Genomic DNA, 22543 nt, shown 5'->3' with positions numbered 1-22543 from the left:
GGAGCACACCGTGGAGAAGAGAACTTTCCTAAAGGGCGGAGCGATCGCGCTCGCGCTCGGCGCCGTAGGCATGCCGAAAACTTCCTTGGCAGCGGGCGGTAAGACGATCGGCATTTCCATCCCGGCGGCAACCCATGGCTGGACCGGCGGTCTCAACTTCCAGACCAAGCGTACCGTCGAACAGATGAAAAAGGCCTTCCCTGACATCGAGTTCGTGGTCGCTGCCGCCAACGACGCTTCCAAGCAGGTCAACGACGTCGAGGATCTCGTCGCGCGAGGCATCGACGCGCTGGTGATCCTGCCGTTTGAATCCGAGCCCCTGACCGAACCGGTGAAGCAGGCCAAGGCCAAAGGCGTGTTCATAACGACCGTCGATCGCGGCTTGTCGGAGGAAGGCATCGAGGACCTCTATGTCGGCGGCAACAACCCGCAATACGGCGTGATCGCGGGGCATTACTTCAAGAAGAAGTTTCCCGATGGTGCCAAGATCGTCGTCATGAGGGGCATTCCAACCACGATCGACAATGTCCGCATCGATGCCTTCAAAAAGGAGTTGGGGGGCTCGAAGGTCCAGATTCTCGACATGCAGTTCGCCAACTGGAATCCGGACAAGGGTTTCGAGGTGATGCAGGACTTCCTGCAGAAATACGACGCCATCGACGGCGTGTGGGCGGGCGACGACGATGCCGCGCTCGGCGCCATGGAGGCAATCAAGCAGGCCAATAGGCCGAAACAGATCGTAGTTTTGGGCGGTTCCGGCATGAACAAAGTTGTCAAGATGGTCAAGGACGGCGGCGGCGCCGTCGACGCCGACATTTTCTATCCGCCAACCCTGATCATCCCGGCGATCGAGCTTACTACCATGCGCACCGCGACGCAGGCGCCAATTCGGGGGCGCTACATCCTGGACAGCCCCTTGATCACCAAGGACAACGCGGAAGAATTCTATTTTCCCGATTCGCCGTACTGAAGGATCGTAGGTCAGACCTTCAGACATTCAGGTGCTGGCGCGGCAGTAGCGGCGCCAGTTTTACACACTGTCGCGAGGCAGCCCGTCGCATAATGACTTTTAGAGCGTCGGGCCGACAATGCATTGCGGGCGGTGACGTCTGCCTTTAGGCAATCACAACAGTCCAGAACGTCCGGTATGAGGCGCAGTGCGGCCGTCACGATTATGTGCTGTTGCCAACCGCACTGAGCGACGAACCCCGCCCACGTGATGGGGCCGACATGACATTGGTCAAGTCAGGCCTGGCCAATTCGCATCTGCTTCTTGAGAAGGAACCGGGCGAGGTTGTTGATATTTCGCGGCGCCACCCTTTTGGGGAGATGTGCCAGCAGGCCCTGGGATTTGACGTCGTTTTGAAATCGCTCTGCCCAGTCCTCGGTGTGATTGTCCCGTTGCAGCCGCAAATTCGTCTTGAACTCGCGGTTCGGCATTTCAATCGACAATTGCCGGGCCACCGATGCCACATAAGGGCGGGGGTCGTCCAACAGGTCTTCGTAAAAGAAATGATCGTAGGGCAGGTCCGCCATGCGCAGGTAGGCTTCCCAGAAGGCATAGCTCTGTTCGATCAGGAAATAGGCCTGGCAGATACCGGCGAAGTCATATTGCGGAACCAAATCCGCGCCGTCCGTGCTTCTCCAACGGCCTGATGCCTTCGCCCGACAGTAAGAAATCGCTTGGCGAAGGCGGTCCCGCCGCTCCAGCAGGACCAAACCCATGGCATGGCGTCGGAGGCATTCCGCAAGGAAGTCGGCTCCATATTTCGCCTGCGACCAGTGAAGGTGCCGGGGAAACAGCTTTACGGCGAACCTGCCATTTGCCGTCCCGCCGCGATCGATCACCGCGGACATGAGTTCGTCGAAGGATTTCGGCTTGCATCCCAGATTGGCCGTATCAAGCCATTCTGCCGACTTACCGAACAATCCCGCGCTGTTTGCCAGGCTGCCAAGCCATTCGGAGCCGCTACGGGCCTCAGTCAGTATCGCCACGCCTTTCATGCGTGCTGATTGCCCGCTGCCTGCAAACGCATGATCCTCATCACAAAATACGGTTCTTCTTGATGGCCCCTCGGCATGCTCCACCTAAACAGCGCTGCAACGGCCAGAGGCTGATATCGTTCCGTCGCTAAGCTAAAATGAATGCGAAATCCGTCGCATTGAGCGATCGACGCCAGGCCGCACAAGATTTGTTGTGAAGAGACCGGCCAGCACGTGGCCGGTCCTTGGGTCAGGCAGAAGCCGGTTACAGCCAGACCCTGGCCCATACGCGCTCGCGCCAGCAGCGCACGTGGCGGCGGCCGTGACGCCAGGTCCGGCGGCAAACCCTGCGCCAGACACGGCGGCGCCCATGGCGGCGGCGCCAGCGGCGACCATGACGCCATTCGCCGTAGCGATGCCAGCGACGATCGGAAACCTGCTCCAATCCGGCCTCGTCATCCCCTTCGGAGACAGCCGGATCCGGCTTGTCCAGTTCATCGAGAATTCCGTTGCCCTGTGGAATACCGGCAACCGCGCGGCCGGGTCCGGCCACACTCGCAAAGGCCACCACCCCCGCGGCGCCAAGCATTCCAGTAAGAAACAACCGACGTTCCATCGAACCCTCCTCCAAGTTGATCATCGGCATCTCATTCCCTCGCCGAAATGGGCTTCCGCGGGCATGCCGATCGTGCCTGAACGCGCGGTCGCGATTGTTGTTCCCTCATCCCACTTCGCGCAGGATGAAATCGTGCAGCATCTTGGCGGCCGGCGACAACACCCGGTTCTTGACCGTGATCAGGCTGTAAGGCCTCACCTCGATGTCGAATTCGGTCTGGACAACGTCGATGGCACCGGCCAGCCCGTCGGGATTCTGGATGAATTTCGCCACCTGGACCGAAACCGGTGCGATGGCGTCGGATTGGGCGACCATGACCAGCGTCAAGAGCAGCGAACTGGTGTTGAGGATCCTGTCCGGCAGCGCGATGTTGCGGTTCAGGAAATTACTCTCCATCGCCTGGCGCAAGGGCGAGCCGCCCGATTGGAAGACCCAGTCATAGGCGGCGGTATCTTCCAGCCGCACCACGCTGCCCCGGGTGAGCGGATGCCCGCGGCGCACGATCAGGCAAGCTTTCTCGATGCCGATGACACGGGATTCGAACAGTCTCGGGTTAAGGTCGTCGGGAATGCGCGCGATGATGAAATCATGGCGCGTGGCAATCAGCTCGCGCGCCAGCACATTGGAGGTTTCCACCTGCATGGTGATCTCTATGCGTGGATAGATACGGCGGATTTCGCGGATCGCCGGGACCGCCAGTTCGATAGCCGGCGCGGTCACGGCACCCAGGAACACCGAACCGCCCTTGCCCGCCTTGAGCTCGGCGATCTCGCGATCGACTTCGCGCATCTCCAGCAGGATCGAACGCGCACGCCGTGCCAGCGCCTTGCCGTAGGGCGTCAGCGTGATGCCGCGCGGCAGCCTTTCGCACAACTTGACCTCCAGCACCGCCTCCATCTCGCCGATCATGCGTGACGCCGCCGGCTGCGAAATGTTTATAACCTGCGCGGCGGCACTCACCCGGCCATGATCGTCGAGCGCGACGATCATGCGCATGTGACGCAGGCTGAGCCCACTGCGCAGCAAGGTTTCGCCATCGCCTGGCTTTTCACTGTGACCGTTTGAAACCGCAGCCGGATTTCGCAGCGCCGCCATGCTTTCCCCGCTTTCTCTCCTGGCGGCCGGCATTCGTGCCGACCTGCCGCGTTCCAATAATTCATACCAACCACGATATAGCAAACATCAAAGATCGCATTTGACAGTTATGGCAAAAGGGTCGCAACGTCAGTTCGTTCCGAAATGCGACGATCGGCGACGATGAAAATCGTATCGATTGAAATCAGCGTCTCGGGACCATGGGAGGATACCGGAGATCGATATGACGGCAGCAGTGCCTTGGCGCTTCTGCACGATTGCGCGGCCCGCGACCCCCCGGGGTGCCGCGTCCATCAACCAGGGAGAGTTAAGTGAAAATCATCAAGACGTTAGTCGCCGCCTTGGCGGTCAGCATAGCGGCCATGTCGGCCACCGCCTACGCAGCCGACAAGGGCCTCGTGGGCGTGCTGATGCCCACCAAGACCTCGCAGCGCTGGATCAATGACGGCGACGCCGTCAAGTCCCAGCTCGAGGCCCTGGGCTATACGGTCGACCTGCAGTACGCGCAGGACGATATCCCCAACCAGCTCAGCCAGCTTGAAAACGAGATCACCAAGGGTCCGAAGGCGCTGATCATCGCTTCGATCGACGGTACGACGATGTCGGCCGCGCTGCAGAAGGCCAATGACGCAGGCGTCGTCGTCGTCGCCTATGACCGCCTGATCAAGAAGACGGCCAATGTCGATTATTACACCACCTTCGACAATTTCGGCGTCGGCGTAATCCAGGCCAATTCCCTGGTCAAGGGCCTCAAGGAGCGTTTTCCGAACACCAAGCCGTGGAACGTCGAGCTGTTCGGCGGCTCGCCCGACGACAACAACGCCTTCTTCTTCTACAACGGCGCGATGTCCGTCCTGCAGCCGATGATCGACGACGGCTCGATCAAGATCAAGTCCGGCCAGATGGGCATGGACAAGGTCGGCACGCTGCGCTGGCTGGCCGCGACCGCACAGGCCCGCATGGACAATCTGCTCTCGGCCAATTACTCCAGCGGCGCCCGCGTCGATGGCGTTCTGTCGCCCTATGATGGCCTGTCGCGCGGCATCATCGCCTCGCTGCGCGCCGTCGGTTACGGCACTGCCGATCAGCCGTGGCCGGTGGTGACCGGCCAGGATGCCGAAACCGCTTCGGTGAAGGCAATCATCGCCGGCGAACAGTATTCGACCGTGTTCAAGGATACGCGCGACCTCGCCAAGGCGACCGTCGAACTGGTCGACAAGGTGCTGTCGGGCGGCAAGCCGGACGGTCTCGACACCAAGACCTACAACAACGACGTCAAGGTCGTGCCCTCGATCCTCTTGACGCCGCATGAAGTCGACAAGTCGAACTACCAGAAGCTGGTCGTCGAATCCGGCTACATCAAAGCCGAAGACCTGAAGTAATTCCCGTTGCAAAGCGAGGGGTCCTGCGCAACGCAGGGCCCCTTTTCGTTCACCAGCGATCCCGGTATTGTTGCGGACCTCGCAGGAGAATTATTGCCCATGGCCTCGACGATTTTGGAGATGCAGGACATCACGAAGACGTTTCCCGGCGTGAAGGCGCTGTCGAACGTCAACCTGCGTGTCGAGGAAGGCGAGATCCACGCCGTGGTCGGTGAGAATGGCGCCGGCAAGTCGACGCTGATGAAAGTCCTGTCGGGCGTCTACCCGTCAGGCAGCTATGACGGCAAGATCATCTTTCGCGGCGAGGAGTGCCATTTCAAGGGCATTCACGACAGCGAGCACAAGGGTATCGTCATCATCCACCAGGAACTTGCGCTGGTGCCGATGCTGTCGATCACCGAGAACATATTTCTTGGCAATGAACATGCCAGGCGCGGGATCATCGACTGGGATGCCAACGAGGCGCGCACGACCGGGTTGCTGAAGAAGGTCGGCCTCAAGGAAGATCCCAATACGCTGATCACCAATATCGGCGTCGGCAAGCAGCAACTGGTCGAGATCGCCAAGGCGCTGAGCAAGGACGTGAAGCTCTTGATCCTCGACGAGCCGACGGCGAGCCTGTCGGAAAAGGACAGCCAGGCCCTGCTCGACCTGCTGCTCGAATTCAAGCGGCAAGGCATGACCTCGATCCTGATTTCGCACAAGCTCAACGAGGTGAACCGGGTCGCCGACAAGGTGACCATCATCCGCGACGGGCGCACCATCGAGACGCTTGCCAGGAAGGACATTTCGGAAGACCGCATCATCACTTCGATGGTGGGTCGTTCGCTCGACGACCGCTATCCGCCGCGCGAGCCCAGGATCGGCGATGTCGTGCTGCAGATCCGCGACTGGTCGGTCTATCACCCGCTCCATGCCGACCGACAGGTGATCAAGGGCATCGATATCGATGTGCGCAAAGGCGAAGTGGTGGGCATTGCCGGGCTGATGGGCGCCGGACGTACCGAATTCGCCATGAGCCTGTTCGGCCGCTCCTATGGCCGCCGCATCACCGGCGAGGTGCTGCTCAACGGCAAGCCTGTCGACCTGTCCTCGGTCAGCAAGGCGGTGAAGCAAGGCATCGCCTACGTCACCGAGGACCGCAAGACCTACGGGCTGAACCTGATCGACCATATCAAGCACAACACCACGCTCGCCAATCTTGGCGGCGTGTCGCGCCACGGCGTGATCGACGACCTGCGCGAGCTCGACGTCGCCAATGACTATCGCAAGAAGACCAATATCCGCGCGTCGAGCGTCTACCAGATGACCGGCAACCTTTCGGGCGGCAACCAGCAGAAGGTGGTGCTGTCGAAATGGCTGTTCGCCAACCCGGAAGTGCTGATCCTCGATGAGCCGACGCGCGGCATCGATGTCGGCGCCAAATACGAAATCTACACGATCATCGCGCGCCTGGCCGCCGAAGGTAAGGCGATCATCGTCATCTCGTCGGAAATGCCCGAACTGCTCGGCATCACCGACCGTATCTATGTGATGAACGAAGGGCGCATCGTCGGTGAAATGGCGGCGAGCGACGCCAGCCAGGAAAAGATCATGCGCGCCATCGTTCGGGGAGAAGGAAAAGCATCATGAGCACAGAGAGCGCTCCCGTACCGCAATCCGCCACTGCCGATGGCGGGACGGACACGCCACGCTTCGCGGTCTCGGCACTGGTCACCAATCTGCGCGACTACGGATTGGTGCTGGCGCTGATCGCCATCATGGTGTTCTTCCAGTTCACCACGTCGGGCACACTGTTCAAGCCGCTGAACCTCAGCAACCTCGTGCAGCAGAACTCCTTCATCATCGTGATGGCGCTCGGCATGCTGCTGGTCATCGTTTCCGGCTACATCGACCTCAGCGTCGGTTCGGTCGCCGGCTTCATCGGTGCGCTCGCGGCCAACATGATGGTGACGTGGAACCTAGGCCCGCTCAGCAATCCGCTGGTCGTGTCGATCGTCTGCCTGATTATCGGCGGTGCCATCGGCGCGGCACAGGGCTATTGGATCGCCTACCATCGAATACCGAGCTTCATCGTCACGCTGGCCGGCATGCTGATCTTTCGCGGCATGTGCCAGGCGCTGCTCGGCGGTGGCTCCTCGGTCGGCCCGCTGCCGGATGGCTTCAACAAGCTGAGTTCCGGCTTCATTCCCGACCTGATCGGCCCGCTGACGCTGATTGCACCAACCGTGAACGCGGCGGGCAAGACCATCATCGGCAGTGGCCTGACGCTGCATATGACGACCATGGTGATCGGGGTCATAGGCGTGGCGGCTTATATTTTCTTTGGCCTCAAGGCACGACGCACGCGTGAACGGCACGGCTATCAGGCCGAGCCGTTCTCGCTCTTCACTATCAAGACGCTGGTGATCAGCGCGCTTGTCCTGTTCCTCGTCTATCAGTTCGCCACCTACAAGGGCTTTCCGGTCGTGCTGACGGTCATGGCTGCGCTGATCGCGCTGTTCGTCTTCGTCACCAAGCGCATGACGATCGGCCGCCGCATCTATGCGATGGGCGGCAATCCCAAGGCCGCACTCCTGTCGGGCATCAACACCGAGCGGCTGACCCTCTACGTGTTCATCAACATGGGCGTGCTGTCGGCGCTTGGCGGCCTGATCATCGCGGCGCGCCTTGGACAGGCGGTGCCGGCGGCAGGCCTCGGCAGCGAACTCGACGTCATCGCCGCCGTGTTCATCGGCGGCGCCTCGGCGATGGGCGGCGTCGGTCAGGTCATCGGTTCGGTGGTCGGCGGCTTCATCATGGGCGTGATGAACAACGGCATGTCGATCATGGGTGTGAATGTCGACTGGCAGCAGGTCGTCAAGGGCCTGGTGCTGCTCGGTGCCGTGGTGTTCGACGTCTACAACAAGAACAAGGGCTGAGGGCACCAGGAAGGCATACGGGTCACACCGCGGCGCTGCCGGCAACCGACTGGCACGAAGAAGTTCCCTCAAGGGACAGGCCCGCGAGCGCAATCCGAACGAGAATTTCACCCGTGGCATGGACAACGTTCCAGCCGCGCTTGGGAAGGTTTGCCCAGCTGGGAGCCATGCCAAGGCACATGAGAGAGGACTGATCATGCTGATCTCGCAAATTCTCGATGACGCCGAGACCATCCGTGTCGTTGCCCGCAGCGGCGGCAAGACCCGGATCATCAACGGCGCCCGCAGCGTCTATTCGCTGGCAATGGAGGCTGCCCGCACCGGCGTCGGCCTCGCCACCCTGATCGATCGCAAGGGGCTCGGCGAGACGGTCGATCTCGACGCCGCCTACAAGAAGGGGCGGCTGTTGTCGCCGATCAATCACCCCGATCCGGCGCACCTGCATCTGACGGGTACTGGCTTGACCCATCTCGGCTCGGCGGCGACGCGCGATTCCATGCACAGGAAGCTCAGCACCGACGGCGAGGAGCAGCTCACCGATTCCATGAAGATGTTCCGCATGGGCCTGGAAGGCGGCAAACCGGCGAAAGGCCAGGTCGGCGTGCAGCCGGAATGGTTCTACAAGGGAAACGGCACGATGGCGGTGGCGCCGGGTGCCGCGCTCCAGTCACCGGCGTTCGCCAAGGACGCCGGCGAGGAACCCGAGATCGCCGGCATCTATGTCATCGGCGACGACGGCGCGCCGTTCCGCGTCGGCTTCACGCTGTCGAACGAGTTTTCCGACCATGTGACCGAGCGCGTGAACTATCTCTTCCTCGCTCATTCCAAGCTGCGCAACGCCTCGTTCGGGCCGGAGATCCTGATCGGCGAGCTGCCTTCCGACATCCGCGGCACATCGCGCATCGTGCGCGACGGCAAGACGCTGTGGGAAAAGCCGTTCCTGTCGGGCGAAGCCAACATGTCGCACACCATCGCCAATCTCGAACACCATCATTTCAAATATTCGGCGTTCCGCCAGCCGGGCGATGTGCATGTGCATATGTTCGGCACGGCGACATTGTCCTTCGCCGATGGCATCAAGACCGAGGCCGGCGACGTGTTCGAGATCGAGGCCGGGGATTTCGGACTGCCGCTGCGCAATCCGCTGGAGATCGAGCAGCCGGTGAAGGTGGCGGTGAAGGCGTTGTAAGAGTGTGATCTCCCCCCTCGTGGGGGAGATGGCCGGCAGGCCAGAGGGGGGCGCTGTCCCGCCGACCTATCAACTTTATCAAAGTTCAGACTTCGGAAGTCTTCATTTGTGTATCAAAACACGAAGGCAGCGTTCCTTCGCGCCCCCCGCTGCCCTGCCGGCCATCTCCCCCACGAGGGGGGAGATTGGCAGTGCAAACCTCAGCGCGCGGCGCGGAAATGCTTTGAGAGCTTGAGGCCCTGCGCCTGGTAGTTGGAGCCGAGATCGGTGCCGTAGAGCGCCTGCGGCCGCTTCAACATGTGCTCATAGACCAGCCGGCCGACGATCTGGCCATGATCGAGGATGAACGGCACTTCGTGGCTGCGCACTTCGAGCACGGCCCGGCTGCCGGTGCCGCCGGCCGCCGAATGGCCGAAGCCCGGATCGAAGAAGCCGGCATAGTGGACGCGGAACTCGCCGACCAGCGGGTCGAACGGCGTCATCTCGGCGGCGTAGAGCGGCGGCACATGTACCGCTTCCTGGCTGACGAGGATGTAGAACTCATCGGGATCGAGCACCAGTTCGCCGGCGCCGCTCTTGTGGATAGGCTCCCAGAAATCGAGGGCGTCCTGTGCCGCGCGTTTGTCGACGTCGACGAGACCGGTGTGATGCTTGCCGCGATAGCCGACCAACCCGTCACTGTCGCCATTGAGGTCGATCGACAGCGCGATGCCCCCGCCCGAAATGTTCGGCGGTTCGGTGGCGACCAGCATCTCGGCGCGGTGCAATTCATGCAGTTCGGCTTCCGAGAGCAGCGCATTGCCCGTTCGGAAACGGATCTGCGACAGGCGCGAGCCGGTGCGCACGACGATCGGGAAGGTGCGCGGGCTGACTTCCAGATAGAGCGGACCGGTATAGCCGGCGGCGATCTTGTCGAACTCATGCCCTCGGTCGGTCATGACACGGGTGAAGATGTCCAGCCGCCCGGTCGAACTTTTCGGATTGGCCGATGCCGAAATGTCGGCTGGCAATGCCAGGCTTTCGAGCAGCGGCACGATGTAGACGCAGCCGGTTTCCAGCACCGCGCCCTCGGTCAGGTTGATCTCGTGAAGCTGCAGCCGATCGAGCTTTTCCGAAACCTTGTGGCTTGGACCAGGCAGGAAGGAGGCCCGTACCCGCCATGCCTTGTCGCCGAGCCTAAGATCGAGGCTCGCCGGCTGGATCTGATCGGCATCGAGCGCGCGCGGCGACTTCAGCGCGCCGGACTGGAACAGCGCCGAAATGTCCTGATCGGGAAGAATGCCTGTCTGCCGCAAAGTCTAGCTCCGCTCGAAGGCCGGGCGAGGTCTGGTACAACCCTCTTAATGAAGCCGGCAATTGACGCAAGCGTGGCGCGGGTCTAAAGGGTCGTTATCCCGTGGTGATTTGGCCGGTCGGCTTGCAGCCACGTTAAACAAGTCGCTAAAGGACCGTCGGGCCGCAAGGCCGTATGGACCGGTTGCGACTTTCGCGGCCGGTTTTTTTGTGTCTGGAACAAAAGCGATGAGCACCAAGAAGCGCAACTGGAAGCCTCAGACAGCCCTCGTGCATGGCGGGACCCTGCGTTCCGGCTTCGGCGAGACCTCCGAGGCGATGTACCTGACCCAGGGCTATGTCTATGAGACGGCACAGGCCGCCGAAGCCCGTTTCAAGGGCGAGGAACCGGGTTTCATCTATTCGCGCTACGCCAATCCGACCGTCGACATGTTCGAGAAGCGCATGTGCGCGCTGGAAGGCGCCGAGGATGCGCGTGCCACGGCATCCGGCATGGCGGCGGTGACGGCCGCGCTTCTGTGCAGCGTCAAGGCTGGTGATCATATCGTGGCGGCGCGCGCGCTGTTCGGCTCCTGCCGCTGGGTGGTCGAGACGCTGGCGCCGCGCTACGGCATCGAGGCGACGCTGGTCGACGGCACCGAGATCGCCAACTGGGAAAAGGCGGTCAGGCCGAACACCAAGCTGTTCTTCCTGGAAAGCCCGACCAATCCGACGCTGGAAGTGGTCGACATCGCGGCTGTCGCCGGGCTCGCCAATTCGATCGGCGCCCGGCTTGTCGTCGACAATGTCTTCGCCACGCCCTTGCAGCAGAAGCCGCTGCAGCTCGGCGCCCACATCGTCGTTTATTCGGCGACCAAGCACATCGACGGCCAGGGCCGCTGTCTGGGCGGCGTGATCCTGTCGGACAAGGAGTGGATCGACAAGAACCTGCACGACTATTTCCGCCATACCGGCCCCAGCCTGTCGCCCTTCAATGCCTGGACGCTGCTGAAGGGCCTGGAGACGCTGCCGCTGCGCGTGCGCCAACAGACGGAAAGCGCCGGCAAGATCGCCGACTTCCTCGCCGAGCAGCCGCAGATCGCCCGCGTGATCTATCCCGGCCGCGCCGACCACCCGCAGGCGGATATCGTCAAGAAGCAGATGTCGGGCGGCTCGACGCTGATCTGCCTCGACGTCAAGGGCGGCAAGCAGGCGGCTTTCGCCTTGCAGAACGCGCTCGACATCGTGCTGATCTCGAACAATCTCGGCGATGCCAAGAGCCTGATCACGCATCCGGCGACGACCACCCACAAGAACCTGACGGACGAGGCCCGCGCCGAACTCGGCATCGGGCCAGGTACGCTCAGGCTGTCGGTCGGCCTTGAGGATACCGACGACCTTCTGGAAGACATCGCGCAGGCGTTGCAGGCGGCCAAGTAAGGCCTGCCTACGCGGGGCTTCATGCACGGGGCTATCAGGCGCTCGACGGCGTCTCCTCCAGTTCGGTCGCCTTGGTGCCGATGGTCATCGCATTGCCGCGCCAGTCGACGGCGCCGCCGAGCCAGCCACGTGCCCACATCGCCGGCAGGATGAGGTCGCGCACCATGATCGCCGCGACGATGCGCGATGACAGGTACCAGCCCTTGGACCAGGCCAGGGCACATTCCGGAAGGTAGAAGGCCGCCAAAACGGCGATGGCCGTGAGCGGCAGGCTGAAGCCGGCGCTTGCCGCCGCGGCCAGCGCAAGCAGCAGCGGCACCACGGCACCAGTCAGGATTTCAGGCGCGAAGAACAGCGGGAAGGTGACGCGGCGCAGGCGAGCCCAGCGGGCCTGGCGCGACCAGATCTCGCCAAGCGTGCGCCGGCCGAGCGGCTGCTCGAAAGGCGCGGCAACGAGATTGACGCGCAGGCCAAGCCCGTTCACCAGCTTGGTCGCGGCGGCGTCCTCGGCGATCTCGGCGGCCAGCGCGCGAATGCCGCCATTGGCATCCAGCATGGGCTTGTTCCACAGCATGCTCTTGCCCTGGGCAAAGCCTAGCCCAAGCGCCTCGCCGGCATATTGCCAGCGCGCCTGCAGCGTGTTGAGAAAGGCGCATTCGACCTCAGCCCAGAAGCCATCGGGCCGCGAACCGATCGGCGTCGAGCAGACAAGGCCGGTATCCGGCCGCCATGCCGCCATCAAGTGCTGAATGTAGTCCCTCGGCATCAGCACGTTGGAATCGGCAAGAATGACCCAGTTGTGGCGCGCCGCTTCCCAGCCCTTGACGCAATTGTTGAGCTTGGGATTGGCGCTGATCCGATCATCGCCGATCAACAGGCGGGCTGGCACTTTGGGAAAGCGCCCCATGGCGGCACGGATCAGCGTGACCACCGGATCGTCGGCATGGGCGACGCAGAAGATCAGTTCATAGCGCGGCCAGTCGAGCGAGAAGGCGCGCTCCAGTGTCTCGTGCGTGAACGGCTCGACGCCACGCGATGGTACGACAATTGACACCGGCAGCGATTTGCCGGCTGGCGGTGCGATCGTGGTGCGCCGTTTCAGCTGTGAGGTGGCAAGCGCAATGCTGGCGGCATTTGAAAGGATGAGTGCGGTCGAGAGCGAGGCGGCTATGAGAGTGAGTTCCATCGATATCTGGTCACTCCAGAAAGGACGGCCCGCGTGACGGCCGTTTCAACAGGTCGGCAGAGCGCCGAGTCGCCCGTGCGCGCACACCACCATTGTCATGTGTCACTTAAATGACATTCTTTGCCGCCACCTGCCTTTCAGGGTCACGCGCGACAAGACGCGCACGTTGACCTGCTCGCTGGGAGCGCCGAAAGGTACCGGATTGTTTTGGAGCCGCTCATGTACCGCGCCGTCACGCGCAACATCGAAGTGCAGGTCAGGCCGTTCTACCTCGAGGATCGTTCGGACCCTTCGGAGAACCGCTACGTCTGGGGCTATCAGATAACGATCGACAACCAGTCGGACGAGTTCGTGCAGCTTCTGTCGCGCTATTGGCACATCACCGACGGAGCGGGCCGGGTCGAGGAGGTGCGCGGGCCGGGCGTTGTCGGGGACCAGCCCGAACTCAACCCCGGCGACAGCTATCAATACACGTCCGGCTGCCCGCTCTCGACGCCGTCAGGGATCATGGTCGGGCACTACACGATGCGCAACAAACGCGGCGAGACGTTCGACATCGCCATCCCCGCCTTCTCGCTCGACCTGCCGGGGACAAAGCGGACCGTGAATTAGACCTCGGCGATTGGCGAGGTCCGCTGCGATGGCGTCGCTATACGGGGAGAAATCCCCGGCAGGGCAATGAGGGCGGCGGCTCGTGAGAACATACAAGCGCTGAGTGGATCCGCGCGATCACTGCCGAAGGTTGCGCTGCCCTCATCCGCCTGCCGGCACCTTCTTCCCGTGAAAGGGGAGAAGGCCGGTATTTCACTTCGCCGCCGCGAATTCCGCTGGGTCGAAGTCATATTGCTTCGAGCAGAATTCGCAGGCGACATGGATGCCGCCGTCCTCGGTGCTGTCCCTGATCTCCTGCGCGGAGAAGCCCTCGAGGATGCCGCGGATCTTGTCCCTGGAGCATGAGCACTGGTCGGCGACGGGGACGCCGCCGAAGACGCGCACGCCGTGCTCGTGGAACAGCCTGTAAAGCAGCCGCTCGGCGCCGATCGTGGGATCGATCAGTTCCGTCGGTTCGATGGTGCCGAGCAGCGCCAGCAATTCCTGCCAGGAATTGTCCGTGGGATCATGGATCTCCTCGCGCGGATCGCCATCGCCGCCATGCAGGTCCGGGACGCGCATGCGCTCGGACGCCTGCGGCAGGAACTGCGCCAGGATGCCGCCGGCACGCCACTGCTCGCGCGCGCCGCCGACGCCGGGCGTCAGCAGCTTGGCCACGGAGAGCCTGATGTCGGTCGGAATCTGTTCCGACTGGCGGAAATAGGTGCGTGCCGCGTCTTCCAGCGTTTCGCCGTCGAGCTGGACGATGCCCTGATAGCGTTGCGTATGGGCGCCTTGGTCGATGGTCAGCGCCAGCACGCCGCTGCCAAGCAGCGTCTGCTGGGACGTCTCGCCTGCCGCGACCAGTGCCTCGAGCCGATCCGCATCGAAGCGCGCGTAGGCGCGCAGCGCCGAGGGTGTGGAAAAATCCGCCACCAGCATGTCGACCGGCCCGTCGGTGCGGGTCTGCAGGATGAACTTGCCCTCGAATTTGAGCGAGGTGCCGAGCAGCACCGTGAGCACACAGGCTTCCGCGAGCAGGCGGGCAACCGGCTCGGGATAGTCATGGCGGCCGAGGATGGCGTCGAGCATCGGCCCGAGTTGCACCGTGCGGCCGCGTACGTCGAGCGGACCGACCTCGAAAGGCACGACATGGTCGTCGCCAGCGTAGCCGAACTCGCCGAGTTTGGGGTGATGTTCAGTCACTTGATGGGTTTCCAACATGACAAAGCTCCAGGGCGCGGCCATGCGGCCCCGGTGGGCACATGCGTCCAAACGCGCTTGATTTGCGTGATGCGGCGCAGATAGGGATCGCGCCCCCGCGGATCAAGCGCCCAGACCAGCGCCATGACACTTCAAACGTCCAGACACTTCGAGCACCAAGACACTTCAAGCACCAAGACACCAGGCGAGCACGGCCTTCTGGGCATGAAGCCGGTTCTCGGCCTCGTCGAAGACCACCGAATGCGGCCCGTCCATGACCTCGTCGGTAACTTCCTCGCCGCGATGCGCCGGCAGGCAATGCATGAACAGGGCGTCCGGCTTTGCCTTGGCCATCAGCGCCGCATTGACCTGATAGGGCAGGAAGACGTTGTGGCCGCGTGCACGATGCTCCTGGCCCATCGACACCCAGCTGTCGGTGACCACGCAATCCGCCTGGTCGACGGCTTCTTCGGCCGAGCGGGCGAAGCTGATCCTGCCGCCATTGGCCTTTGACCAGTCGACATATCTTTCGAACGGATCGCTGCCCTCGGGCACTGCGATATTCAGATTGAAGCGGAAACGCGCCGACGCTTCGAGCAGCGAATGCAGCACATTGTTGCCGTCGCCGGTCCAGGCGATGGTCTTGCCGGCAACCGGACCGCGATGCTCCTCGAAGGTCATGATATCGGCCATCAGCTGGCAAGGATGGGTGTCGTCGGTCAGGCCGTTGATCACCGGAACAGTGGCATTCTCGGTCAACTCCAGCAGCCGCTCATGCGAGGTGGTGCGGATCATGATGGCATCGACATAGCGCGACAGCACCTTGGCGGTGTCGGCGATGGTCTCGGAACGGCCGAGCTGCATCTCGGTGCCGGTCAGCATGATCGTCTCGCCGCCAAGCTGGCGCATGCCGACATCGAAGGAGACGCGCGTGCGCGTCGACGGCTTGTCGAAGATCATGGCCAGCACCTTGCCTTCGAGCGGCTTCGACCGATCGCCCGCCTTGAGGCGCGCCTTGCGCGCCACCGCATCCGTCAACATGAAGCGCAGGTCGCCTTCGGAAACGGCGGAAAGGTCGGTGAAGTGGCGAACTGACATCAGCAATGGTTCCGGGATTACTTCGCGGCGGCCACGGCAATGGCATCCGCCAGGCCTTTGGCACCAGCGCGGATGCGGTTGAGCGCGTCGTGGATCTCGGCGTCTGTGACGGTAAGCGGCGGCAGCAGGCGGATGACGTTGTCGCCGGCCGGAACCGCCAGCAAATGCTGGTCGCGCAGCGCCATGTTGACCTTGGTGTTGGGCATGGCGCATTTGATGCCGAGCATCAGGCCGGTGCCCCTAATGCCTTCGATGACTTCGGGAAACTCGTCGGCGACCGCGGCAAGTCCCTGCTTCATCAGCAGCGCCTTGCGCTGGACGTCCTCGAGGAAGCCGTCTTCCAGCACGACGTCGAGCACGGCGTTGCCGACCGCCATGGCCAGCGGGTTGCCACCGAAGGTCGTGCCGTGCACGCCAGCGGTCATGCCGACAACCGCCTCGTCGGTGGCAAGGCAGGCACCCATCGGGAAGCCGCCGCCAATGCCCTTGGCGATCGCCATGATATCGGGGGTGACGCCTGACCATTCATGCGCGAACAGTTTTCCGGTGCGGCCAATGCCGCACTGAACCTCATCATAGATCAACAGCAGCCCGTGCTGGTCGCAAAGCTGACGCAGCCGCTTCAGTGATTGCACCGGCACCGGGCGGATGCCGCCCTCGCCCTGCACCGGCTCGATCAGGATCGCGGCGGTCTCCGGCGTAATCGCCTTTTCGGCGGCATCGATGTCGTCGAAGCCGACCTGGTCGAAGCCTTCGACCTTGGGTCCGAACCCTTCGAGATATTTGTATTGGCCGCCTGCCGCGATGGTCGCCAGCGTGCGGCCATGGAAGGCGCCTTCGAAGGTGATGATGCGGAAGCGCTCGGGATGGCCCTTGACGAAGTGGTAGCGCCGCGCCGTCTTGATGGCGCATTCCAGCGCCTCGGCGCCGGAATTGGTGAAGAACACCTTGTCGGCGAAGGTGGCATCGGCCAGCCGCTCGCCAAGACGGCTCTGCTCCGGAATCTCATAAAGATTGGAGACGTGCCAGAGTTTTGCCGCCTGCTCGGTGAGGGCTGCGACCAGACGCGGGTGGCCGTGGCCCAGCGAATTGACCGCGATGCCGCCGGCGAAATCGAGATATCGCTCGCCCTTGTCCGTAACCAACCAGGTGCCTTCCCCGTGATCGAAAGCCAGGGGTGCGCGAGAAAAGGTCTCGAAAAGCGCCGAACCGCTCATTATATGCGTCTCCGGTACCGGAAAATCAAAAAAGCCGCCAAAGCGGCGGCCTTTGCGGCTTATCGGGTTTTTCGGCCATGAAGTCAACGAAAACGTCGCGTAGTGGCACGCGGCAAGCCCCCTGACGAGATGCCGGCTCATAAGCGACCGGGCAAGTTGGGGAAAACCGAAAAAACCGATTCGTGTTGCACTTGGGACTCTTGTCACCGAGTCAGCGCATAAGGTAATTGTAGTCGAGAAATAACTAGATTTCGTGCGGCGGACCTAATCACCAGATATATGTGGTGTCTGCCCCAGCAGTGGTGCTGGGTCGGGAATGGATTCTGAATGCCGCACGCTTAGCAGGAGCGCGGTCTCATGAACTGGACTGACGAGCGGGTCGAACTTCTCAGAAAACTGTGGTCGGAGGGTCTGAGCGCAAGCCAGATTGCTGCGCAGCTTGGAGGGGTCAGCCGCAATGCGGTCATCGGCAAGGTGCATCGGCTGAAGCTGTCGGGCCGCGGCCGCGCAACGGCGACGCCGGCACGCCAGAAGAAGGCGACGCAAGGCTCGACCATCCAGAAATCAGTGGCGCGCGCCGCGACCGCGGCTCGCCATGTCACGACATCGATCGGCGCGACTGCCCTTCAGACGCAATTCGACGCCGAACCGGTGGCGCGGCACTATATCCGCCCGGTCGAGAATGTCGTGATACCGATCTCACGGCATCTGCAACTCGTCGAGCTGACCGAGCGCACCTGCAAATGGCCGAATGGCGATCCGCTCTCGGAGGATTTCAACTTCTGCGGCAACGAGGCCGCCGAAACCGGTCCCTACTGCAAATACCACGCCCGCGTTGCGTTCCAGCCGGCGGCGGAGCGGCGGCGCAGTCGGTAAATTAGGGGAATAGGGCAGTAAGGCAGTAGGGCAATATGTTTTTGAACTGCGCTCGTGAGGCTTTGTCTTAGCCTACTGCCCTACTGCCCTACTGCCCTACTGCCCTACTGCCCTACTTTCACAGCCACCCATTCTTGCGAAACCGCCAGTAGAGAACCGCGCAGATCAGCGCGATGACGGTGAGCACGACGGGATAGCCATATTCCATCTTCAGTTCCGGCATGTCGGTGAAGTTCATGCCGTAGATGCCGGCGAATGCGGTCGGCACGGCCAGGATGGCCGCCCACGAGGCGAGTTTCTTGGAGATCGCCGTTTCCTGGCTCTGACCCACCAGAAGACTGGCCTCAAAGGCGAACGCCAACACCTCGCGCAAACTGTCGATCTTTTCCTGGACGGTGCGGATGTGGTCGGTCACGTCGCGGAACAGCGGGTGCATGGCGGAATGGATCTGCGGCAGATCGGAGCTGGTCAGCCGACGGCAGACCTCGACCAGCGGTAGCGCGGCATTGCGCAGGCGCAGGAGATCGCGGCGCAGCATGTAGAGCCGTTCGATGTCAGGGCCTGTCATCGGCTTCAAAAGAACCTTGTCCTCGATCGCCTCGACCTCGTCCTCGATCTGCTCGAGTACGGGCATGTAATTGTCGACGATGAAATCGAGTATGGCGTAGAGGACGAAATCCTCACCCTTGGCCAGCGAGTGCGGGCAGCTTTCCCAATGCTGACGCACGGCGGCATAGGACGTCGACGGGCCATGCCTGACGCTGACAATGTAGCCTGAGCCGACAAAGAGATGCGTTTCGCCGAAGGTAACCCGTCCGTCGATCAACTGCGCCGTGCGGGCGACGATGAACAGCGCGTCGCCATATTGCTCAAGCTTCGGCCGCTGGTGTGGATGCTCGGCATCTTCGATCGCTAGCTCATGCAGATGGAATTGCGCCTTGACGCGCAGCAGGAGGTCGCGATCGGGTTCGAGCAGCCCGATCCAGACGACGTGTCCGGATTTCCTGGCCCATTCGCCAGCTTCCTCGATCGGGATGTCCGCGATACGGCGCCCAGCGGTATAGACACTGCAGGCGATGATGCCCGACGTCGGCGGCGCGGGCTTGAACGCCCGGACATATTCCATCACAGCCTCCCGAAAGCGTTGCCTCCATTGGGAACCAACAGGCTTACCTTGGGATAGTTTAGCGCAATATGATCAAGCGTTCGAGAGGAAGAGCGGTCACTTCACCGGCTGCGTTGCGGAAAGGCTGATCTTGTCCGTCTTGTCGCCCTTGGGCCGTTCGGCCGGCATCTGATCGCCGGTCACGATGTAGTAGATGGTCTCGGCGATGTTGGTGGCGTGGTCGCCAATGCGCTCGATGTTCTTGGCGCAGAACAGGAGATGCGTGCAGGGCGTGATGTTGCGCGGATCTTCCATCATGTAGGTGAGCAATTCACGAAACAGCGACGTGTACATGGCGTCGATCTGGTCGTCACGGTCGCGCACGAAGCCGATCTTGTCGACCGAGCGCGAGGCATAGACGTCGAGAACTTCCTTGAGCTGGGTCAGCGCCAGGTTGGCCAGGGCCTCCAGGCCACGGAACAGGCTGTTCGGCTGGCGGCCATCGGTGACGGCAACGACCCGCTTGGCGACGTTCTTGCCGAGGTCGCCGACCCGCTCGAGATCGGCGGAAATGCGGATGGCGCCGACGATCTCGCGCAGGTCCGTCGCCATAGGCTGGCGTTTGGCGATGATGACGATCGCCTTGTCGTCGATCTCGCGTTGCCCTTCGTCCAATACAACGTCGTCGCGGATCACCTTCTGGGCCAATCCCGGATCGGCATTGACCAGAGCGGCGACCGCCTGCTCGACCATGCGCTCGGCATGGCCGCCCATCGCCGCGATACGCTTCGAAAGATATTTCAGCTCCTCGTCATAGGCGCTCATTATGTGCACGGACTGCATGGACGAAATGCCTTCCCACGGTGTCTTGATTTTGAGTCGTTTCCTCGAATCCCCGCTGATACGCTAACGGGATGACAGAAAAAAGAAATGCTCTTGTGGAAAACTAGGGCGATTTAGGCCGTCGGCAAATGGACCGAGAAAGCAGCGCCTTTGCCGACTTCGGACTTGATCGTCAGCCTGGCGTTATGACGCGTCAGGATGTGCTTGACGATGGACAAGCCGAGGCCCGTGCCTTTCTGGGTCCGGCTCGTCTCGACATCGATGCGATAGAAACGCTCGGTGATGCGCGGAATGTGCTCCTCAGGAATGCCGGGGCCAAAATCCCTGATGGTCACGTCGATGCCGGGCTCGGCACCGTCATCGCTGTGCGCGATCGACACCACCACGCGGCCGCCCGACTGGCCATATTTACAGGCGTTTTCCAGAAGGTTTTCAAAGACCTGGAACAACTCGTCGCGATCACCCGGCACATTGAGGGGGCCTGCGGCGAAGTCACGCTCGATGGCGACGCTGGTTTCCCCGGCAAGCGGACCAAGCGAATCGATGACGCTGTCGACGGTCTGGCGCAGGTCGACTTCGGTCCCCGGCTTCAGATAGGGCTTCATCTCCAGCCGCGACAGCGACAGAAGGTCGTCGATCAGGCGCGCCATGCGCCCGGTCTGGTTCTGCATGATCTGCAGGAATTGCTCGCGCGCCGCCGGATCGTTGCGGGCGGGTCCGCGCAGCGTTTCGATGAAGCCAGCGATCGAGGCGAGCGGGGTGCGCAATTCATGGCTGGCATTGGCGATGAAGTCGGCGCGCATGCGATCGATGCGTCGCGCCTCGCTCTGATCCTTGAACACCAGCACATAGAGGTCGGTGCCATGCCCGACCGAGGACGCGCTGACCCGGTAAGCCCGCTCGACCGGCAGCTTCTCGGTATAGTCGACGACATCCGAGGCGATCGTGCCCGACAGCACGCTATCGAGCAGGGCCTGCATTTCCGGCGCCCGGAATTTCAGCGGCAGCGACAGGCCCGGCGCGATGCCGCCAAACGCGGCAAAGGCAGCGGCATTGGCGTGGACGATGGTGGCGGCACGGTCGAAGATGATCAGCGGGTCGGCGACGGCCGCCGCCAGATATTCGCCTGACAGGCGCTGCAGGCCGATCGCCTCGATTGCAGCGGCATTGTCGTCGGACTGGCGCATGCCTGCGGCCGGCAGGATCGCGGCCGCGAGCAACAGCAGCAGCGCCGGCACCAGCACGTAGGCGGAAAGACCGGCGAAGGCAAAGGCGATCAGAACCGCGACGACACCGGCCGCAAACAGCCAGCGGCCGTTCCACAGCCGGATCGCCATGGTTCGCATCACACCTTTCTGCTCCGCGTCCAGCTCAGTCATTCGCTCGCACGCCTGCGCCCCATGCCTTCCCACCGGGCGGTGGCGGAAACTTCCGCCGGACCGCTCCCGCGCATGATCCCGAAAATCGGGAATCGATTTTCGGAGAGGATCATGTGCAAAATCAAAAGTGCTACAGCGTTTTTTTGCGCGTCCAAACGGGATGCACGGCGCTGTGGTGGCTCCCAATAGCATGAGTCCGGATGGTTAAAAGGGTTCGTCTCGATGAAAAAAGCCAAGGAAGATTCCGCCGCGCCGACTTCAGGTCCGCTGAAAATCAGGATCGGGGGCGAGGAGCGGGAGTTCGATATCGAGAATCCCGAGCTTCCGGACTGGGTTGAGGACAACAAGCTGACCGCGGGCGGCTATCCCTACGACAAGAAGATGAAAAGCGAGGAGTACGATCAGACGCTTGAGAACTTGCAGATCGAACTGGTCAAGGCGCAGGCATGGCTGCAGGCGACCGGCAAGCGGGTGATGGCGCTGTTCGAGGGCCGTGACGCTGCCGGCAAGGGCGGCACCATCTTCGTGGTGCGCCAATACCTCAACCCGCGCACGGCGCGCAATGTGGCGCTGACCAAGCCAACCCCGACCGAGCTGGGGCAATGGTACTACCAGCGTTATGTCGACCACTTCCCGACATCGGGCGAATTCGTCACCTTCGACCGTTCCTGGTACAACCGCGCCGGCGTCGAGCCGGTTATGGGTTTCTGCACGCCCGAACAACACGAGAAATTTCTCGACGAGACACCGCATTTCGAACGGATGATCGTCAATGACGATATCCACTTCCTCAAATTCTGGCTGAATATCGGTCAGGAAACGCAGCTCGAGCGTTTTCACGATCGCCGCTATAGTCCGTTGAAGAACTGGAAGTTCTCGCCGATCGACATTGCCGGCATCACCAAATGGGACGACTACACCAAGGCGCGCGACACCATGTTCGAGCGGACCCACAAGGAATTCGCGCCATGGATCATCGTGCGCGCCAACGACAAGCGCCGCGCGCGGCTGGCGGTAATGCGGCGCATCCTTCTGTCGCTGCCCTATGAAGGGCGTGATCTCGATGTCGTCGGCAAGGAAGACAAGAAGATCATCGGTGAAGGACCGTCATTCCTTGGAAAACAGGACTGACGCTTCCGCGCCGCGC

21 protein-coding genes and 1 riboswitch are annotated in these 22543 nt (G+C 62.2%); of the genes, 9 read left to right on the top strand and 12 right to left on the bottom strand.

Translation table 11 applies throughout. From position 1 onward, the window contains the following. Window positions 1-10: 10 nt before the first annotated feature. On the top strand, window positions 11-970 hold the full coding sequence (locus FJ938_RS04490; RefSeq protein ID WP_210240604.1) for a substrate-binding domain-containing protein: 960 nt from the start codon (window positions 11-13) through the stop codon (window positions 968-970). A 275-nt stretch (window positions 971-1245) separates the two neighbouring features. Here FJ938_RS04490 and FJ938_RS04485 read toward each other — a convergent pair whose 3' ends face one another. The 3 genes from FJ938_RS04485 to FJ938_RS04475 form a co-directional block, all read right to left on the bottom strand. Then, window positions 1246-2004 (bottom strand): Stf0 family sulfotransferase, encoded by a 759-nt coding sequence (locus FJ938_RS04485; RefSeq protein WP_140691595.1) that lies wholly within the window; start codon window positions 2002-2004, stop codon window positions 1246-1248. Window positions 2005-2248: 244 nt separating this feature from the next. After that, on the bottom strand, window positions 2249-2629 hold the full coding sequence (locus FJ938_RS04480) for a protamine-2 (modular protein) (protein ID WP_140691479.1): 381 nt from the start codon (window positions 2627-2629) through the stop codon (window positions 2249-2251). A 75-nt stretch (window positions 2630-2704) separates the two neighbouring features. After that, the gene (locus FJ938_RS04475) at window positions 2705-3694 is read right to left on the bottom strand and encodes a LysR family transcriptional regulator (protein ID WP_140691476.1); all 990 of its coding nucleotides are present in this window, start codon (window positions 3692-3694) and stop codon (window positions 2705-2707) included. Window positions 3695-4005: 311 nt separating this feature from the next. Here FJ938_RS04475 and chvE point away from each other — a divergent pair, with 311 nt between their 5' ends. The 4 genes from chvE (at window position 4006) to araD1 (ending at window position 9186) form a co-directional block, all read left to right on the top strand. Then, window positions 4006-5076, top strand: coding sequence for a multiple monosaccharide ABC transporter substrate-binding protein (gene chvE / locus FJ938_RS04470; protein ID WP_140691473.1), 1071 nt, complete (start codon window positions 4006-4008; stop codon window positions 5074-5076). A gap of 99 nt (window positions 5077-5175) precedes the next feature. Next, complete coding sequence (mmsA, locus tag FJ938_RS04465; protein WP_140691470.1) at window positions 5176-6708, top strand: multiple monosaccharide ABC transporter ATP-binding protein; 1533 nt, start codon at window positions 5176-5178, stop codon at window positions 6706-6708. Further along, window positions 6705-7997, top strand: a complete 1293-nt coding sequence (mmsB, locus tag FJ938_RS04460; protein WP_140691467.1) for a multiple monosaccharide ABC transporter permease — start codon at window positions 6705-6707, stop codon at window positions 7995-7997. The genes mmsA and mmsB overlap by 4 nt, the downstream gene beginning before the upstream one ends. Window positions 7998-8193: 196 nt before the next feature. Beyond that, window positions 8194-9186 carry an AraD1 family protein gene (gene araD1, locus FJ938_RS04455; protein WP_140691464.1) on the top strand — a complete coding sequence of 331 codons (993 nt, stop codon included), beginning with the start codon at window positions 8194-8196 and terminating at the stop codon, window positions 9184-9186. Window positions 9187-9386: 200 nt separating this feature from the next. Here the strand turns inward: araD1 and FJ938_RS04445 are convergent, their stop codons facing one another. After that, window positions 9387-10481: a 2'-deoxycytidine 5'-triphosphate deaminase gene (locus FJ938_RS04445; RefSeq protein ID WP_140691461.1), complete on the bottom strand. Its 1095-nt coding sequence runs from the start codon at window positions 10479-10481 to the stop codon at window positions 9387-9389. A gap of 91 nt (window positions 10482-10572) precedes the next feature. Then, window positions 10573-10650: riboswitch (SAM riboswitch) on the top strand. 57 nt (window positions 10651-10707) lie between these two features. Here FJ938_RS04445 and FJ938_RS04440 point away from each other — a divergent pair. Further along, the gene (locus FJ938_RS04440; RefSeq protein WP_140691458.1) at window positions 10708-11898 is read left to right on the top strand and encodes an O-succinylhomoserine sulfhydrylase; all 1191 of its coding nucleotides are present in this window, start codon (window positions 10708-10710) and stop codon (window positions 11896-11898) included. Between the two features lie 34 nt (window positions 11899-11932). Here the strand turns inward: FJ938_RS04440 and FJ938_RS04435 are convergent, their stop codons facing one another. Continuing rightward, window positions 11933-13084, bottom strand: coding sequence for a ceramide glucosyltransferase (locus FJ938_RS04435; protein ID WP_140691455.1), 1152 nt, complete (start codon window positions 13082-13084; stop codon window positions 11933-11935). A gap of 219 nt (window positions 13085-13303) precedes the next feature. On the opposite strand from FJ938_RS04435, the gene apaG reads away from it, so the two are divergent. After that, window positions 13304-13696, top strand: coding sequence for a Co2+/Mg2+ efflux protein ApaG (apaG, locus tag FJ938_RS04430; RefSeq protein WP_140607669.1), 393 nt, complete (start codon window positions 13304-13306; stop codon window positions 13694-13696). A 192-nt stretch (window positions 13697-13888) separates the two neighbouring features. Here apaG and FJ938_RS04425 read toward each other — a convergent pair whose 3' ends face one another. From FJ938_RS04425 to FJ938_RS04415, 3 genes are all read right to left on the bottom strand, one after another. Further along, window positions 13889-14923, bottom strand: coding sequence for an Hsp33 family molecular chaperone (locus FJ938_RS04425; RefSeq protein WP_140691453.1), 1035 nt, complete (start codon window positions 14921-14923; stop codon window positions 13889-13891). A gap of 141 nt (window positions 14924-15064) precedes the next feature. After that, on the bottom strand, window positions 15065-15976 hold the full coding sequence (gene argF, locus FJ938_RS04420; protein WP_140691450.1) for an ornithine carbamoyltransferase: 912 nt from the start codon (window positions 15974-15976) through the stop codon (window positions 15065-15067). 17 nt (window positions 15977-15993) lie between these two features. Beyond that, entirely contained in the window at window positions 15994-17193 is a 1200-nt protein-coding gene (locus FJ938_RS04415) for an aspartate aminotransferase family protein (RefSeq protein ID WP_140691447.1), read from the bottom strand. 357 nt (window positions 17194-17550) lie between these two features. Here FJ938_RS04415 and FJ938_RS04410 point away from each other — a divergent pair, with 357 nt between their 5' ends. Further along, a complete protein-coding gene (locus FJ938_RS04410; protein WP_140607673.1) occupies window positions 17551-18069 on the top strand; it encodes a GcrA family cell cycle regulator in 519 nt (172 codons plus the stop codon). A 118-nt stretch (window positions 18070-18187) separates the two neighbouring features. Here the strand turns inward: FJ938_RS04410 and FJ938_RS04405 are convergent, their stop codons facing one another. The 4 genes from FJ938_RS04405 to FJ938_RS04390 all read right to left on the bottom strand — a co-directional run bounded on the left by FJ938_RS04405 (window position 18188) and on the right by FJ938_RS04390 (window position 21632). Continuing rightward, the gene (locus tag FJ938_RS04405) at window positions 18188-19195 is read right to left on the bottom strand and encodes a magnesium and cobalt transport protein CorA (RefSeq protein ID WP_140691444.1); all 1008 of its coding nucleotides are present in this window, start codon (window positions 19193-19195) and stop codon (window positions 18188-18190) included. Between the two features lie 96 nt (window positions 19196-19291). Next, the gene (phoU, locus tag FJ938_RS04400; RefSeq protein WP_140691441.1) at window positions 19292-20017 is read right to left on the bottom strand and encodes a phosphate signaling complex protein PhoU; all 726 of its coding nucleotides are present in this window, start codon (window positions 20015-20017) and stop codon (window positions 19292-19294) included. A 113-nt stretch (window positions 20018-20130) separates the two neighbouring features. Continuing rightward, window positions 20131-21396: an ATP-binding protein gene (locus FJ938_RS04395; protein WP_140607676.1), complete on the bottom strand. Its 1266-nt coding sequence runs from the start codon at window positions 21394-21396 to the stop codon at window positions 20131-20133. Continuing rightward, complete coding sequence (locus FJ938_RS04390) at window positions 21393-21632, bottom strand: hypothetical protein (RefSeq protein WP_140607677.1); 240 nt, start codon at window positions 21630-21632, stop codon at window positions 21393-21395. Before FJ938_RS04390 ends, FJ938_RS04395 begins: the two co-directional genes overlap by 4 nt. Here FJ938_RS04390 and ppk2 point away from each other — a divergent pair. Next, on the top strand, window positions 21619-22527 hold the full coding sequence (gene ppk2 / locus FJ938_RS04385) for a polyphosphate kinase 2 (protein ID WP_140691438.1): 909 nt from the start codon (window positions 21619-21621) through the stop codon (window positions 22525-22527). The genes FJ938_RS04390 and ppk2 overlap by 14 nt on opposite strands. The last annotated feature ends 16 nt before the right edge of the window (window positions 22528-22543 follow it).

Source organism: Mesorhizobium sp. B2-4-14 (assembly GCF_006442155.1).
In the GTDB taxonomy this organism is placed as follows: domain Bacteria; phylum Pseudomonadota; class Alphaproteobacteria; order Rhizobiales; family Rhizobiaceae; genus Mesorhizobium.
This window is presented reverse-complemented; position numbering and strand designations above follow the sequence as displayed.

Excerpts from the sequence above, each read along its gene's own strand:
- FJ938_RS04435 (WP_140691455.1), bottom strand. The coding sequence starts at position 13,084 with ATGGAACTCACTCTCATAGCCGCCTCGCTCTCGACCGCACTCATCCTT.
- FJ938_RS04485 (WP_140691595.1), bottom strand. The coding sequence starts at position 2,004 with ATGAAAGGCGTGGCGATACTGACTGAGGCCCGTAGCGGCTCCGAATGG.
- FJ938_RS04395 (WP_140607676.1), bottom strand. The coding sequence starts at position 21,396 with ATGACTGAGCTGGACGCGGAGCAGAAAGGTGTGATGCGAACCATGGCG.
- argF (WP_140691450.1), bottom strand. The coding sequence starts at position 15,976 with ATGTCAGTTCGCCACTTCACCGACCTTTCCGCCGTTTCCGAAGGCGAC.
- FJ938_RS04405 (WP_140691444.1), bottom strand. The coding sequence starts at position 19,195 with ATGGAATATGTCCGGGCGTTCAAGCCCGCGCCGCCGACGTCGGGCATC.
- FJ938_RS04415 (WP_140691447.1), bottom strand. The coding sequence starts at position 17,193 with ATGAGCGGTTCGGCGCTTTTCGAGACCTTTTCTCGCGCACCCCTGGCT.
- ppk2 (WP_140691438.1), top strand. The coding sequence starts at position 21,619 with ATGAAAAAAGCCAAGGAAGATTCCGCCGCGCCGACTTCAGGTCCGCTG.
- mmsB (WP_140691467.1), top strand. The coding sequence starts at position 6,705 with ATGAGCACAGAGAGCGCTCCCGTACCGCAATCCGCCACTGCCGATGGC.
- araD1 (WP_140691464.1), top strand. The coding sequence starts at position 8,194 with ATGCTGATCTCGCAAATTCTCGATGACGCCGAGACCATCCGTGTCGTT.
- apaG (WP_140607669.1), top strand. The coding sequence starts at position 13,304 with ATGTACCGCGCCGTCACGCGCAACATCGAAGTGCAGGTCAGGCCGTTC.
- FJ938_RS04440 (WP_140691458.1), top strand. The coding sequence starts at position 10,708 with ATGAGCACCAAGAAGCGCAACTGGAAGCCTCAGACAGCCCTCGTGCAT.
- FJ938_RS04410 (WP_140607673.1), top strand. The coding sequence starts at position 17,551 with ATGAACTGGACTGACGAGCGGGTCGAACTTCTCAGAAAACTGTGGTCG.
- phoU (WP_140691441.1), bottom strand. The coding sequence starts at position 20,017 with ATGCAGTCCGTGCACATAATGAGCGCCTATGACGAGGAGCTGAAATAT.
- FJ938_RS04425 (WP_140691453.1), bottom strand. The coding sequence starts at position 14,923 with ATGGCCGCGCCCTGGAGCTTTGTCATGTTGGAAACCCATCAAGTGACT.
- FJ938_RS04480 (WP_140691479.1), bottom strand. The coding sequence starts at position 2,629 with ATGCCGATGATCAACTTGGAGGAGGGTTCGATGGAACGTCGGTTGTTT.
- mmsA (WP_140691470.1), top strand. The coding sequence starts at position 5,176 with ATGGCCTCGACGATTTTGGAGATGCAGGACATCACGAAGACGTTTCCC.
- FJ938_RS04475 (WP_140691476.1), bottom strand. The coding sequence starts at position 3,694 with ATGGCGGCGCTGCGAAATCCGGCTGCGGTTTCAAACGGTCACAGTGAA.